Origin of the sequence: Dysgonomonas sp. GY75 (assembly GCF_015234155.1) — a bacterium.
In the GTDB taxonomy this organism is placed as follows: Bacteria; Bacteroidota; Bacteroidia; order Bacteroidales; family Dysgonomonadaceae; genus Dysgonomonas; species Dysgonomonas gadei.
In genome coordinates, this window is record NZ_JADCLQ010000003.1 from 585,985 (window position 1) to 599,902 (window position 13,918).

Annotated in this window: 9 protein-coding genes and 1 pseudogene; 2 read left to right on the plus strand and 8 right to left on the minus strand. The window is 39.3% G+C overall.

Annotation, left to right across the window (positions count from 1 at the left end):
- Positions 1-9: 9 nt before the first annotated feature.
- The 6 genes from IR083_RS03355 to IR083_RS03380 all read right to left on the minus strand — a co-directional run bounded on the left by IR083_RS03355 (position 10) and on the right by IR083_RS03380 (position 8,978).
- On the minus strand, positions 10-1,155 hold the full coding sequence (locus IR083_RS03355; RefSeq protein ID WP_242052341.1) for a DUF1735 and LamG domain-containing protein: 1,146 nt from the start codon (positions 1,153-1,155) through the stop codon (positions 10-12).
- A gap of 14 nt (positions 1,156-1,169) precedes the next feature.
- Entirely contained in the window at positions 1,170-2,207 is a 1,038-nt protein-coding gene (locus IR083_RS03360) for a glycoside hydrolase family 18 (protein ID WP_194223220.1), read from the minus strand.
- A 22-nt stretch (positions 2,208-2,229) separates the two neighbouring features.
- Positions 2,230-3,858, minus strand: a complete 1,629-nt coding sequence (locus IR083_RS03365) for a SusD/RagB family nutrient-binding outer membrane lipoprotein (protein WP_006797610.1) — start codon at positions 3,856-3,858, stop codon at positions 2,230-2,232.
- A gap of 12 nt (positions 3,859-3,870) precedes the next feature.
- Complete coding sequence (locus IR083_RS03370) at positions 3,871-7,194, minus strand: SusC/RagA family TonB-linked outer membrane protein (protein WP_194223221.1); 3,324 nt, start codon at positions 7,192-7,194, stop codon at positions 3,871-3,873.
- Positions 7,195-7,367: 173 nt separating this feature from the next.
- On the minus strand, positions 7,368-8,321 hold the full coding sequence (locus tag IR083_RS03375; RefSeq protein ID WP_006797608.1) for a FecR family protein: 954 nt from the start codon (positions 8,319-8,321) through the stop codon (positions 7,368-7,370).
- Between the two features lie 69 nt (positions 8,322-8,390).
- The gene (locus IR083_RS03380) at positions 8,391-8,978 is read right to left on the minus strand and encodes an RNA polymerase sigma-70 factor (protein ID WP_194223222.1); all 588 of its coding nucleotides are present in this window, start codon (positions 8,976-8,978) and stop codon (positions 8,391-8,393) included.
- 758 nt (positions 8,979-9,736) lie between these two features.
- On the opposite strand from IR083_RS03380, the gene IR083_RS03385 reads away from it, so the two are divergent.
- Both IR083_RS03385 and IR083_RS03390 read left to right on the plus strand, forming a co-directional pair.
- Positions 9,737-10,075, plus strand: a complete 339-nt coding sequence (locus IR083_RS03385; protein ID WP_194223223.1) for a helix-turn-helix domain-containing protein — start codon at positions 9,737-9,739, stop codon at positions 10,073-10,075.
- A 32-nt stretch (positions 10,076-10,107) separates the two neighbouring features.
- Positions 10,108-10,443 carry a helix-turn-helix domain-containing protein gene (locus tag IR083_RS03390; protein WP_194223224.1) on the plus strand — a complete coding sequence of 112 codons (336 nt, stop codon included), beginning with the start codon at positions 10,108-10,110 and terminating at the stop codon, positions 10,441-10,443.
- Between the two features lie 83 nt (positions 10,444-10,526).
- Here the strand turns inward: IR083_RS03390 and IR083_RS03395 are convergent.
- Positions 10,527-11,723, minus strand: a pseudogene (locus IR083_RS03395) (DNA methylase); the annotation flags it as partial.
- A gap of 110 nt (positions 11,724-11,833) precedes the next feature.
- Positions 11,834-13,489: a group II intron reverse transcriptase/maturase gene (gene ltrA / locus IR083_RS03400; protein WP_194223225.1), complete on the minus strand. Its 1,656-nt coding sequence runs from the start codon at positions 13,487-13,489 to the stop codon at positions 11,834-11,836.
- Between the last annotated feature and the right edge of the window lie 429 nt (positions 13,490-13,918).

The following is a 13,918-nucleotide window of genomic DNA, read 5'->3' on the forward strand; positions in this document are numbered from 1 at the left end:
ATAAAACTGTTATTTAGGCAACGAAACCGGCATCCATGTAATTGTCTTATTTGCAACTATGGTATTCTCATTACCCGTATGATCGGCTATTATCTGTCCGCTCCCTTCGTTGAACTTCCAGTATGCTGCTAAACCCGGACTGTCAGTCGCTACCACATAGAAATGATCTTTCCCTTGAATTTCATCTGCAGTAAGCACACGGCTCCACACCCGGCACTCAGATATAGTTCCTTCCATGTAACGATTGTCGTCATACGATTTTCCGACAAAGAAACTTGATGTAGCCCAGTTCACGCTGTTCCGATAATTTGTTGTTTTAGTATCCCCTTTTTTGACGCCATTGATATAAACATTCACTGCACCATCGGCCGAGTTGTAAGTAGCGGCGAGATGTACCCATACATTGGTCGGCAACTGCCAGGCTGCATCTGTAATATTTCCACTGGAAGTAGCTAACTGGAGCTGATTGTCAGGAAGCCCCGCATCACCAACACGGAAGAGGAAACTTCCTTCTATACCCATCACTGTACTAATTAGTTTACCAAACTTATTTATATATAACAATGCTTCTATGGATACTTCATTCATACCTTTCAGGGAAGAAGTTCCCGGATTCTGTAACGAAAGGTAATTTTCTGTAATATCGGCTACAGTATTAATCAGGGCAGCACCTCTAATTACAAAGTAAGTATTACGGGCGCTTTTCAGGAATTCAATATTTGAGTTAGCTACGGTTATTGGTAATACATAAACTAAATCACGATCTAAGCCGGAAAGATTTTTGAAACTTATTTCCACATCATTACCTTTCACCGTACCAGCTGCGATGGTGGATACTGCCTCTGTAAGTTCATAATATTCACCGGGAAGGATAATGGCATTATCTACATATGTCATATTATATTGGCTCACCAAAGACTCATCCACTTTATAGGTCACCACAATATCAGATCCTTCAGGCTTGGCAATAGAAGTCTGAATGGTTCTGCTCTCTGTTTCATTAGTTCCCATCTGCAGTATAGAACCAACTTTCTCCGAAGTGGTAAAAGCTTTATTATCATAATTTTCCGCATCGTCTCCGCAGGATGTCAATGCACCGCAAGCCAAGAACGCTACAAAAAATGAAAGTACTAAATTATTGATTCTGTTTTTCATAATCATTTCTTCTTTTATTTTACGGATGGATTAACGCTCGAAATAATTTTTCTCAGGTAGTAATAATCCTTTACAGTGGTATGGTAATCGGTAGATACATTGTAAACACCCACAGCATTTACTTTTATTCCTCCGTGCGAAACCGGTGCCCAATCGGCGAGTCCTTCCATCGTCACTGTTCCATCAGCAAAATATCCAATAGTTTTGTTCGGATCATTCAGGTCGATAGCCATTACTACCATTCCAAAGCGATCTTTTGCAATATTATCTATGTTGGCAAGTAGCAACGTATAAGTCAATTCATCCTTTGCTGTCGCCGTTTTTCCTGAAATAAGGATAGACAGGCAATCATCGAGTAATGAAGAATCTATCAGGTTTTGAGGCTTTCCTTCGTATATTGTTATTTTCCCCGGATTACGTCTTTTCCAATCCCTCATAATATTGATGAAAGCGGTTTCGTTTTCGATATATTGTTTCAATTCATCAGGACGCATATGAATCCGTGATTTTCCGGCATAACCGATACAAATACCATCATAGTTGTATTTATTCACCAGACTAAGCGAATATTCCAAAGAATCGGTCAGAAAGTCAAGAAATTCCAATGCAACAGGTTCTTCTTCGGTGGCTAATTCAAGCTTGGCGTTATATGCGGCTTTGATTGTTTCAAAGTCTATCGTGTAGATAACCTTTGTTCCCTTCTCGCTACGCACTTTGTTTATATCTTCCAACTCCCAGCTGGCGAGTTTGTCGGGATGCATAAGCCCAATTATATCTACGCTGTCGGGAAGGTCGATGATGTGATGTGCCCGGGTGTAAGGTTTCTTTTCACTGTTATCAACCCAGGCATATACCAAAACATGATCTGATTCTTTATACTCTCTCAGGTTTTCCAGGTATTGGGCATAAAGCTCCGGGTTCTCTTCTGCTACATCCGCCTTATTGAGATCGATTGTTTCTACCTCTGTCCAATCATCGCAGGATACCATCAGTATGGCTGCCAGTATGGATAACAGCATTAGAGAAATATTACTTTTCTTATATTTTTTCATAATTATTCTTAATTAAAACGGATTATTTACCAGGTTTGCAATCCCACCATACACGGGTAGCCATGGAATCTCCCTTTTTGTTGTTCGATTCCTTTGTCAACAAGCTAACCGCAGCTTCTACATTTTCCCTGTTTTCCCGATACTCATTCGTAGGATAAGCCAGACGGGCTATCCCTTCAGCATCATTGACGATTCCTCCGCTCAGGTTGACTGCCATCGGCATCAACTTAGGATATCCTGTACGGCGGTATTCCGACCAGGCTTCCATACAATTAGGGAATATAGCTATCCATTTTTGGGTAATTATTTTCTCCAGTTTTGTCTCAAAATCAAAGCTCTCATCCCATGCAACAGTCACATTGGACACTATAGAGCCGGAATAATCATAGATTTGTCCGGATTTTCTGGCTAGAGGGTCTCTGTATGCTGTTACTTTTCCCGTAGCATTTGCGATATAAGCATCAACCCCTGTAGCATTCCGTTCAGCGAACGACATACGGATACCTTCCTCGTAGAGAGCCTGTGCAGTACCTCCCATATTCCATCCTCGAAGAGCACCTTCAGCACGCAAAAAAGTGGCTTCGGATGCCGGAAAAACAAGGATGTCATCTTCGGTGGTAACATTCATGCAAGAATAGCCATGAGACCATGAATTAAATTCTCCCTGCCTGATACCACGACGCAAACCCACATAATCTTCCGCATCGGTGTAACCTCCATTCGAAGTCGTACCAAAGGTCGACTTGTTATAATATACCGTACGACGAGGATCGTTAAATCCATTCATGTAGCAAACCAAATCGGCGGAAATACGGGCATCAGACCAGTTAGGCATGAAGCGTTCCCACGGATTATGATCGGCTACTTTGCGGAAAGCACCATCAGTAGATACTGTCATTACACCCAATTCAGAATTTACAGCTTCTTCTGCTTTTGTTTTTGCCAAGGCTGCATCAGCGTACACGATACGCATAGCCATACGAAGTTTCAGCGAATTCGCAAACTTTGCCCAGGAAGCGATATTACCTCCAAAGATGCGGTCTGCTCCTGCATTGAACTGTTGGGTGGACAATCTGGTGAGTACTGTAATGGTATTATCCAGGTCTTCGAACATTTTCGTATATATGTCTTTTTGCGAATCGTAAGGAGACTTAATAGCATTGTCGACACCCACTTTTGAGTAAGGGATAGGGCCGTAAGTATCAGTTACGCGAAGCATTACAGCAATGCGATACAATTCGGCCAATGAAAGAAAAAGTTCATCTTCGCTCTGGTTTACTAACTGAAAATAATCAGGATAGAACTTTTCATAGAAATCTCCAAAAGGAACTCTCGACCAGTTTTCCGATGGGTTGTAAGTCGCAAAACGTCCTGACCAGCCGGTACCCAGATTAGAATCGGCTATATATCCGGAAAATCCACCTGGCATCAGACAGTCTACATATTGAGAGAAATTCTCATTCTCGGGCATCATCACATCCTGCATATTCAATACAAGTGCTCTGACTAAGTACCCGTCTGCCATCATATCGTCAACATCCGGTTCATAAGGATTCTTATTATAATCTTCGAAATTCGATGTGCAAGCGGCTATACCAAAAAGGATTGCGCCGATCATGATAAACTTTGCTATGGTTTTATGTAATTCCATACTTTCTGAGTTTTAGAATTTAAGTTTTACATTGAGTCCTATGCTGCGCAAACTTGGCATCATAAAATAGTCAATACCCTGATAGTAATTACCGGTGGTGGCAACAGCCTCAGGATCGAACGGAGCCTTGCAATAGAACATAAACAGGTTGCGACCTACCAATGAAAGTGTAACATCTGCAATATTATTAATCTTTGCACGAGGGATCGTATAGCTGAAAGAAGCTTCCTGTAAACGTATATTCGTAGCGCTATAAGTGTAGAATAAAGGAATGCCACTGTCGGCACCAATTAATGAGTACCATTGTTGTGCATCCAATACATCATTACCATTGATAACTACCCCCCCGTTGTCGCGGGCATTTCCTGTTGCTTCAGATACCCCGTAAGAGTCAAGTACAGCTTGTGTCGCTGAATAAACAACGCCTCCAAAACGCGCTGAAACGAGGAATCCTAATCCGAAATTGCCCAACGAGAAGTCATTGCGCCATGCCATATTTGATTTAGGAAAGACAGAACCCAGATAGATACCTTCTGCCAGGTCATTCACCTTTACAGCACCGTTTGCATCTACATAAATATTGTTGTTTGCATCACGTTTCAAATCGGCCATAGAATATAAATCTCCTAACGAACCACCTTTCTTCAAAATGAAGCGTGCTTTAGACAAACCGCCTACATTCATTTCTTCTTTAGTGATTGTTTCTCCGGTCAACGGATGTATGTATCCATCTATCAGGTTATTAATATTGTTCTTATTGGCGCTAAAAGTATAGTTGGAACTCCAGGTAAATTTATTCCATGTGTTTTTGTAACCCAAAGAAAGTTCTATACCATGATTGCTTACATCACCAGTTTGCGCATAGAATGTACTATAACCACCTGTAGGAGATAAATTAGCATTCATTGTTTGATTATAGGTTTTTGTATTATAATATGACACATCCAGATTAAAATTCTTAAAGAAATGGGTGGTAAGACCTATCTCCCAGGAATTCGTCCGTTCCGGTTTCAGGTTATACAACGGATAAGCTGATTGTGAAGTAAAGCCCCCTTTTGAATCATCCCACGAAAAAGTAGGATAAGCCAGAAAACGTGCAAACGGAAGACCTACCGATGCCCATGAACTGCGTAGTTTCAGATAGGATATATCTTGAGGTAAGGTCAAAAGTTCAGATAAAATAATCGAGCCTCCTACAGATGGGTAGAAGAACGATTTTTGCGCAGAACGGGGACCGGCAAGCTGTGAAGGCCAATCGTTACGTCCGGTGAGCGTCAGATAATATGTACTCTGGTAACCGACTTCAGCCGAAGCAAAAACAGATTGAGTTTGTTCATGGTAACCGTTTTCCGACCGTTTAGTTGTCGCTTTGTCTAGCTGGGCAATAGTGAAATAATTGGCAAGTCCATCTGCAGGTATAGGCCCCGAAACAGAGAGAGCATCTGAGCGATTATCGGAGTATGAAGCACCGACATTCGCTGTTAATGACCAATCTTCTCCAAAATGCTTGTTGACATTCATTAGGATATCTGCATATGTTTGTTTGTCACCCGTATTGGTTACACCATAGTAACCGTTTTGCGAACCTTCGGCGATAACAGGTTCGGTACTGGCATAATATTTCTGTTTATATGTATTTGTAGAGTTATCCACGCGAACCCGTCCGGATACATTTAACCAACTTAGAATATCATAAGACAGTGCGGCACTAAGCATGTAACGGTCTTTATCATTCTCACGCAAGTTGCGATAATTTATCCAATATGGGTTTTGCAAACGAAACGAACCGCCGCCCTGAGGCCAATACTGAGTATATAAATTACGGGCAGGGTCGAAACGTTCGAACATTTTATATTCTTCCCAGTCGTTTCCCCGCGGAAACAAATAAGCAGATGCCAGCGGATTGGCATATACTCCCTGGTTCACCATATTATCGTCTTTCTGTATGATATACTGCATACCCACATCAAGTTTCATTTTATCATTCAGGAAAGATGTCGTATTACGGAATGTGAAATTATAACGATCGTATTTATTATTAGGCACTATTCCCCGTGAATTTACAGCAGCAACTGACAGATAAGTCTGATTTTGCTGAGAACCTGTGGACAGCGTAACTGTTTCCGTGCCAATAAGGCCTGTTTGGAAATAATCATCTTTCGGGTTGTATCCATAGTAGTTGCCTGCGTTCAGGCGTGCGCCCCAACTGGCTTCAGTGCCGGAAGTTCCGTACCTATCCTGAAACTTATGCATGACAAAAGGATTCAACATCTCTGTATTGCTTGATACAGTAACTGTAGTACGGCCTATATGCCCTTTTTTTGTTGTAATAAGGATAGCTCCATTCGAAGCATTGCTACCATAAAGAGCTGCAGCAGCTGCACCCGACAAAACAGACATGGATTCAATATCTTCGGGATTGATATCGGCGATGGCTTCACTGGATCCTTGCGATTGGAATTCCTCGCTTCCTCCTGCGGCACTAAGATTGTACATAGGGATGCCATCTATTACATAAAGAGCATTGCTAGACTGCTCGATTCCACGAGAACCGCGCATCACAACCTTACTGGCACCGCCAATACCGGAAGAGGACGCATTGATGTTCAAACCGGCAACTTTACCACTCAGAGAGTTGATAAAATTGGCACTTTTCACAGTCAACGCGGACTCGGCATCTATCTGCGTTACATTGTAACTCAACGCTTTTTCCGAACGCTTGATACCCAAAGCTGTGACAACTACAGCATCTAAAATATTATCCTTTCCCTGAAGTGTAACGTTGAACTGAGTTTTATTACCAACTGATACTATAACAGGTTCATAACCTACAAAAGAAACTCGCAGGGATGTGTTTCGGGAAATGGAAGCCCGTAAGGAGAAAGCACCATCTATATCTGTCAGAGTCCCGTTTGTAGTGCCGTCTATTGCAACAGAGGCTCCGATAACGGGTTCTCCGTACTCATCATATACAATCCCTGATAGAGTTTCAACTTTATCAACCGGGACGACTTGCTTAGATAAAAGGATGTTAGAGCTACTTATTTTATAAGTAATATCTGTTCCTTTTACCATTTGCGACAGAGCTTCACTAAGTGGCTTATTTTGCGTGTTAACGCTTACATTTTGTTTGATATCTACTTCTTTATCTGATATAAAGAGGTATTTGGTTTGTTTTTCGATTTCATTCATTACACTTTCCATCGGGACATTCTGCATATTTATAGTCACCCGGATATTTTGTGCAAGAATAGATTGTTGATTGATCAGAAAAAAACAAATGGCTAAGATTGTGGTAAAAATCCATTTTTTTTGCTGAATACTTTTTTTATCCATAACTTTGTGAAATAAGAATCATTAGTAGTTAGAACTTTAAAGTTAATTAACTGCGATCCACGAGACCTGTCGATGTTACAGCATTGGCAGGTTTTTATTATGTAAATGGCAGATTCTGGTTAGGTTTCTCTTTTTTATTCCATAGGCATATTAAGGTTTTGTTGATAAAATCATTATAGAATTGTTATTACCCCTGTCTCCGTATCTCTTTTATAAGTAAAGTCTGATGACAATTGTAATATTTTTAAAGCATGATCGATCCCATCAGAAACTCGAATTTTACCACGATTATAATTAATACTCGGGATTTTTTTACTTCGTATTTCTATCTGGACATTAAAGATTTGTTCAAATTTGGCCATAAGCTCTTCAAATGTTGTATCATGGATACTTATAATTCCCTCAGGCCAAAGGTATTCATCGTGATTTTTAATGTTTTCCAGTTGTAAGTATCCGTCTTTAAGGGTTACTTCTTCATTAACCTTCATTATAATAGAACTCTCAGGATTAAGCTTGTTCGTTAGTTTTATTGAACCAGCCATTAGTGCGGTAGAAAAACTGTTTAATGATTCATTGGCATTAACATTAAATCTTGTGCCAAGCACCTCAATATTACAAGCGTAAGTTTCTACTATAAAAGGATGTTTCTCATCGTGTTTAACATTGAACATTGCCTCACCTGATAATTTTACAATGCGCTGATTACCTGAAAAAACAGATGGGTATTCCAGCTTTGCACTCGAATTAAGCCAAACTTCAGTGCCATCACCTAATGTTATACATATCCGTTGTCCTCCGGGTACTTCTACCATTGTCTTTTGGTTAGACAGGTTATCCAATTTATCTGAAATGTAACTATAGCCTATACCTGCTGCAATAATTATTGCTATTGAAGCAGCTACAGATATTTTTGTAAGTTTTGTAAATAGCGAAACACGATGTGAAGTTTTGTCTGAATCCATATTCTGCAATTCTGGAACACACAAGGCCATGCCCTCCATTATCAATTGCATCGAATCTAATTCCTTACGATGTTCAGGATCTGCTTCCAGCCAATCAACCAAAAGCTTTTCTTCTTCCGGTGTCGTTTCACATTTTAAAAACTTTATAAGTAATTCTTTTTCCATACTATAATAAAGACACTTAATGGTTGGTTGTTTGCAATTAAAAAGAGATTTTTTTATTTTACGAAGATTTTATAAAAAGAACTGTCTAATACCCAGCACCATAAGTAATGGTAGATAATCTCTCAATGATAACCTAAGAATTTGGGTTGCTTTCCGGATTTCAAAATTGACCTGATTAAAAGACAAGCCAAATTTTTCTCCGATTTCTTTATAAGTCATATTATCAAAGCGATTGGCAAGGAATACCTTACGTGTTTGTTTAGGCATGTTTGTCAATTCCTGCTTTATAATAGCAGCTATTTCATCCACATAAAGGCCATTTGGATCGTTTGTCTCAATAGTCGCTATACGCGACGATATTACGCGTAATGCCGTTGAATGGATATCTTCTTGCGCTTTTAAATGTATACTCTGATCCCGCAACCAGTTTAGACAGCGACGTTTTATCGAAATTAATATATATGAAGGTATATTGTGAACTATTTCTGTTTTGTTTCTGTTTTCCCAGAAAGAAATGAAGCAATCCATAACCAAATCTTCTGCAACCATAGCATCCCGGACATATGAACGAGCAACTATCACAAATTGTGACTTATACTGTTCAAATAACTTTCCAAATTCAGCAGAGGTTATTTGTGTAAATGAATCCTGAGACATCCTCAATCAAATTTATAGTCTTACTATGATTACTTTAGTAATCAGAATCAGACTTTTGTGTTTTCTGAATATTTAGATTATATGTTGTATATATAAAGACACATAAGTCAACGCTATTTGTAATCAAATATAAATTTTATATTTTTTGATAGCAAACTTATAGCTTATTTAAATTGGGATTTGGTTTTATGAAATGGTCGTTTTCTCTAAAAAACTCAGGTACATTTGAATCCATACATACTCCTACCCCCTTTAAGTATTCATTGGACACCTGCTTACTACAGAAAAGCAGAGGATTCTCATAAAAATTAAAATAGATCAAAAGGAGCCTTCAACCTATACATTAAAATAGGCATCAAAAAAAATACCTTCCAGATCAAAAGATTGGAAAGTATTCTTATTTTCTATCTGATACTTTCAGATTATGAGCGAAAGACGGGACTTTAACCCTTATTCGCTATATTGTTGAAGATAAACGTTTTTCCAAATTAACTTAAAGACTAAGTAGCGATTTAGTTACTTATTTCTGTCTTAAATTGTCATACAAGCGTCCTCTGGCAACCTGTTTTTCTTTTCGGGTTCAAAATTAGTCTCTTTTTTTTAATTACACAAGTCTTAAATCACTTTTCTTTCTTTTTCCTTGATATAGTTAAGCTAAACAAACATTTTCAAAAAAAATTAGGCGAGTCGCTAGCGAGTATGAAAATTAGCTTTTCAAATCATTCCATATTTGCAGTATGAAACAAAATTAATAGAATATGGAAGTTATAACAATCGACAGTGAAGCTTTCAAGAAGCTGGTAGCAAAAATAGACAGGATTGCAAGTTTTGTTGTAAAGGCAGAACAATCCAAAGGCAAAGATTCAGATAACGATATCTGGATGGATAGTAATGAAGTAGCTGAATTATTACGCATCAGTACCCGGACATTGCAACGTCTACGAAAAGAGAATATTATAAGCTATTCTATGCTTCGTGGCAGATGTTTATACAGGCTCTCAGAAATAGAGCGTTGCCTGGATGAACGGATTATCAAATCTGATCCTGTTACAATAGACGATTTTAAAAGAAACTATTCGTTGAGATTCCGGGAATAGAGGTATTACTTCGCATTTTAAAGCCTAATATTATGTTTATAGAAAGAGAACTTTTTGAAAAAAAGATGCAGTATATCATCAAGCGTTTGGATAAAATAGACAAAACGCTGGTAAGCATGGCAAAGCAGCGTTGTTACCTTGACGGTGAATTGCTTTATGACAATTATGATCTGTGTAAATTGCTTAATATCAGCAAACGGACATTGCAACGATACCGATCTTCGGGTGAATTGCCATACCACACTCTATATCAGAAAACATTTTATAAAGAGTCGGATGTAAGCAATTTTATACGCTTAAATTTCAGTAAGGATAAAGGAAACGATTCGGATAATTTAGATTTAGAAGAAGAGACTGTTGATAGTTGATATTTGGTTGATTTGTTATCTGTTTATGTCTTCCATTTTTTCATTGCACCCCGTTTTGTTGTGATAACAAGGCGGGGTTTTTACTACATTTTTATTCCTTTGGATACTTTCTTTTTAATGTCACCCGTATCCTCATTTACCTTTGGTTTACTCACCGAAGCGATTATAATACGGTCTTTATTCGCATCTATAATCTCTTTTATACTCATAGGGCGTCCGGAGCGTTCATTCGATATTGTTTCTAAAGGAAGAGTATTATTCTGAGGTGGATTTACTTCGACAGGATCAATTTCTTTGTTTAGAACTTCCTCCGGCTGCTTATCTTTATTTGCCAGCGTGAGGTTGATTTGCCTGTTTAAAGAATCCAACTCCGATTTGAGTTCCCTTAGTTCCGGCTCCTTCTTAAAAGTCGAATCGATTACCTCTTTGAGTACGGGTATATCCTTTTCCAGTTTTTGATTATCCACCTGATATTTCTCCATCAGGTTCGGTATTTTCTCCAAAGCATTGATGAAATTCTTCGATGCCAGAAGCGGATCGACAGCAATATGCCCATTGTTATAGCTGTACTTAATATTACCCTCCCCTTCAATGAAGAAACGGTTGTCTTTGAACATAGAGTCTTCTTTCTGGCTCTCTTCCGTCTTAACAAGGATTCTAAAGCCGTATAGTTCCCCTATCTTGAAATACTCACCGTTCGTTCGTGCATTATCCGAAAGTTGGTTTAGCTTCTCTCCGATAACCTTCGGGTCTTTACTATCTAAATTATCCAAACGGATCGGATTTAACTTATTACCTTCTTTATCGACCTGTACCTTCCCGTTAAATGCCGTAAGGTCTCTCGACATACGGGAGATCATCTCGTTATTACTGTCAATAGTACGGGTAGCATCCTCGTATTTATAGATAGCTGATGACTTACCACGGTTAAAAGCCTGCCGTTCACTCTCCAGAGCAGTAACCTTCTTTTCCAGCTTGGCTTTTTCCAATAAATCAGTGTTGCCCGAAAGAATAGCAACATATTCTGAGAAATTCATCCCTGAACCTTCGTCCATACTGCCCTCGTCAATGGTTCGTGTCGCCATATTGTTTGTCTTTAACTGATTAATAAATAACTGCTTATTTTGTAGCAGGTTGAATTTATAGGAATCAAGGCTTTTCTCTACAGCATAAATCAACACATCAACTTTATTATCAGCATATAATTTAGCTATTTCATTCCCTTTGCGAATGGCTCTTCCGTCCCGCTGGTTCAGGTCTGAAGGCCGATCGGGTAGGTCAGCTCCCTTACAGGAGCTTTCCCCCCTAAGAACCGTACGTGAGCGTTTCCACTCATACGGCTCAAGCAATTCTAAGTTTCTATTTGTATATTGAAACCGACTCATAACTTCTAATTTTGTTGTTTTCTAAACTGTTTGTAACATTTATCATGCACCAAAGACCTTTGTATTCTGCCATTTATAACTTTTTCGGTTACATTCCATGGTAAAATACGGTCAATCGGCGTACCGCATAAAGGACATTTCCTATCTTGCTTTTTCCATAAGTAAAGCAAAGAATTTCTCCCCTTCAGTGTAACAAGCATTTTCTGGGTTTCCCTTTGATCGAAGTATTTATCATGCTCTGGATCAAACGGATTAGCATCTCCTTTAATTTGTGTATAATCCATATAGCGGAAACTAGACGGATGTTTTAAAGTCAAACTATCCTGTTTTCCATTTACTTTCTTAAAGTACGATGTAAAATGCCACCCATTTCCTTTAGCCACATGCCAATATCTATCAGCTACCCAACGCTTGCCCTTTTTAGAGTGCCTGCGTTTAGCCCATTGCCATACTGCTTTGAAAATTTGATGGTCTGCCCAGTGGAATGCATCTCTCGTAGCCCCATGCCTGTAGTAGTTACACCAACCTGTTATCATCGGATTCAGTAGCCGTATCAATGACTCTTGCTTGCATGCTTTATTGCTTTTGATGGTCTTTCTAACCTTAGCAAGAAAACGTTTTTGTGCAGGCTTGGATGGTTTTGTCAATATCTGATTCTTGTACTTTCTGATATTGAATCCAAGAAAATCAAAACCATCGTTGATATTGGTTATTACTGTTTTCTCTTCCGAGAGAGTTAGTCCTCTTTCGGCTAAAAATTCAGTAACCAATGGTCTTATTTCTGTTTCCAATACCTCTCTGTTCTCTGACGTAATAATAAAATCATCAGCATAGCGAACTAGATTTACCATCGGTGAATAATGTTTGCCTTTGATTGTTCTTCTTTTATACTTATCAGCAAGAATCTTCTGCAAACCATCCAAGGTCATATTAGCCAAAGTAGGCGAAATAATACCACCCTGAGGTGTTCCTTCTTCTGTCGGAAACAACTGTTTATTAAATACAAAGCCACATTTCAACCATTTGTGGAGCATTACTTTATCCATCGGGATATTGTTCATCAACCATTCATGGCTGATATGGTCGAAGCATCCTTTTATATCTCCCTCCAAAATCCATTCGGGAGAATATCCTTTGCGTAGAACATTGTGACATTGCCCGACAGCATCCATCGTACAGCGTTCCTTGCGGAATCCATACGAACGGGTATCTGCTGTTGTCTCTGCCACAGGCTCCAACGCCATTAGGTAAAGGGCTTGCATGGCTCTGTCTTTTATAGTTGGTATTCCCAACGGCCGAAGTTTACCATTACTTTTCTTAATATGAATCCGTCTTAGAGGTTGTGGTTGGTAGCCACGTCTTTTGAGCATTCCTATTGCTTGAAACTTTGTTTCGGAGTCTTCCCATGTTACATGGTCGACTCCTGCGGTTTTACTGCCGCTATTAGAAGTTACTCTTCTTACTGCCAACGCTTTGGCATAGAACGAGTGAGTAAGCGTCCATTGCAAAGTTTTCACTTTACCATGTCTGCCCTCTTTTTGAGCCTTTACAATTCGTGCTTGTAGCTTTTTGATAGCCAGTTCACACTTGAGCCAGTTGATACTGTCCCAAGATACTTGCTGATTATCAGCAGGTGCACACGATGTTTGAATTTCGTTCATTTGCTTTTCCACTTTCAAAAGTTCTAAAAGTTAATTGTAAAGAATTACCTAACGCAGAAGTCTGCCCACTTTCGTGTCGGATGATGTTGTCCTGTCCAATTCATAAACAGGGCTCAATCCGTATCCTCCTCATTACAAGGCGACATTCGCTTTTTCTGCAATCTTATACCTGCATCCCATTCGGCTTACCTTACGGCTTGCTTACCTGTCACGATGACAGGAGAAATACAGGCTTACCACGTTCCACGTAGAATGACTTACGAGTAGGTTAGGTTCTGTCTCATCCACCGGCAGTGCTAATATCCGTGTAATCCCACCGTGGAGGGGATTAACCGACTGCTTCCCATTTTGGGTGGAGCTTGAAATAGTATCTTACGCTCCTTTACGACATTACGATGTTTACACAACAGTTTGCATTATGCTAACCAT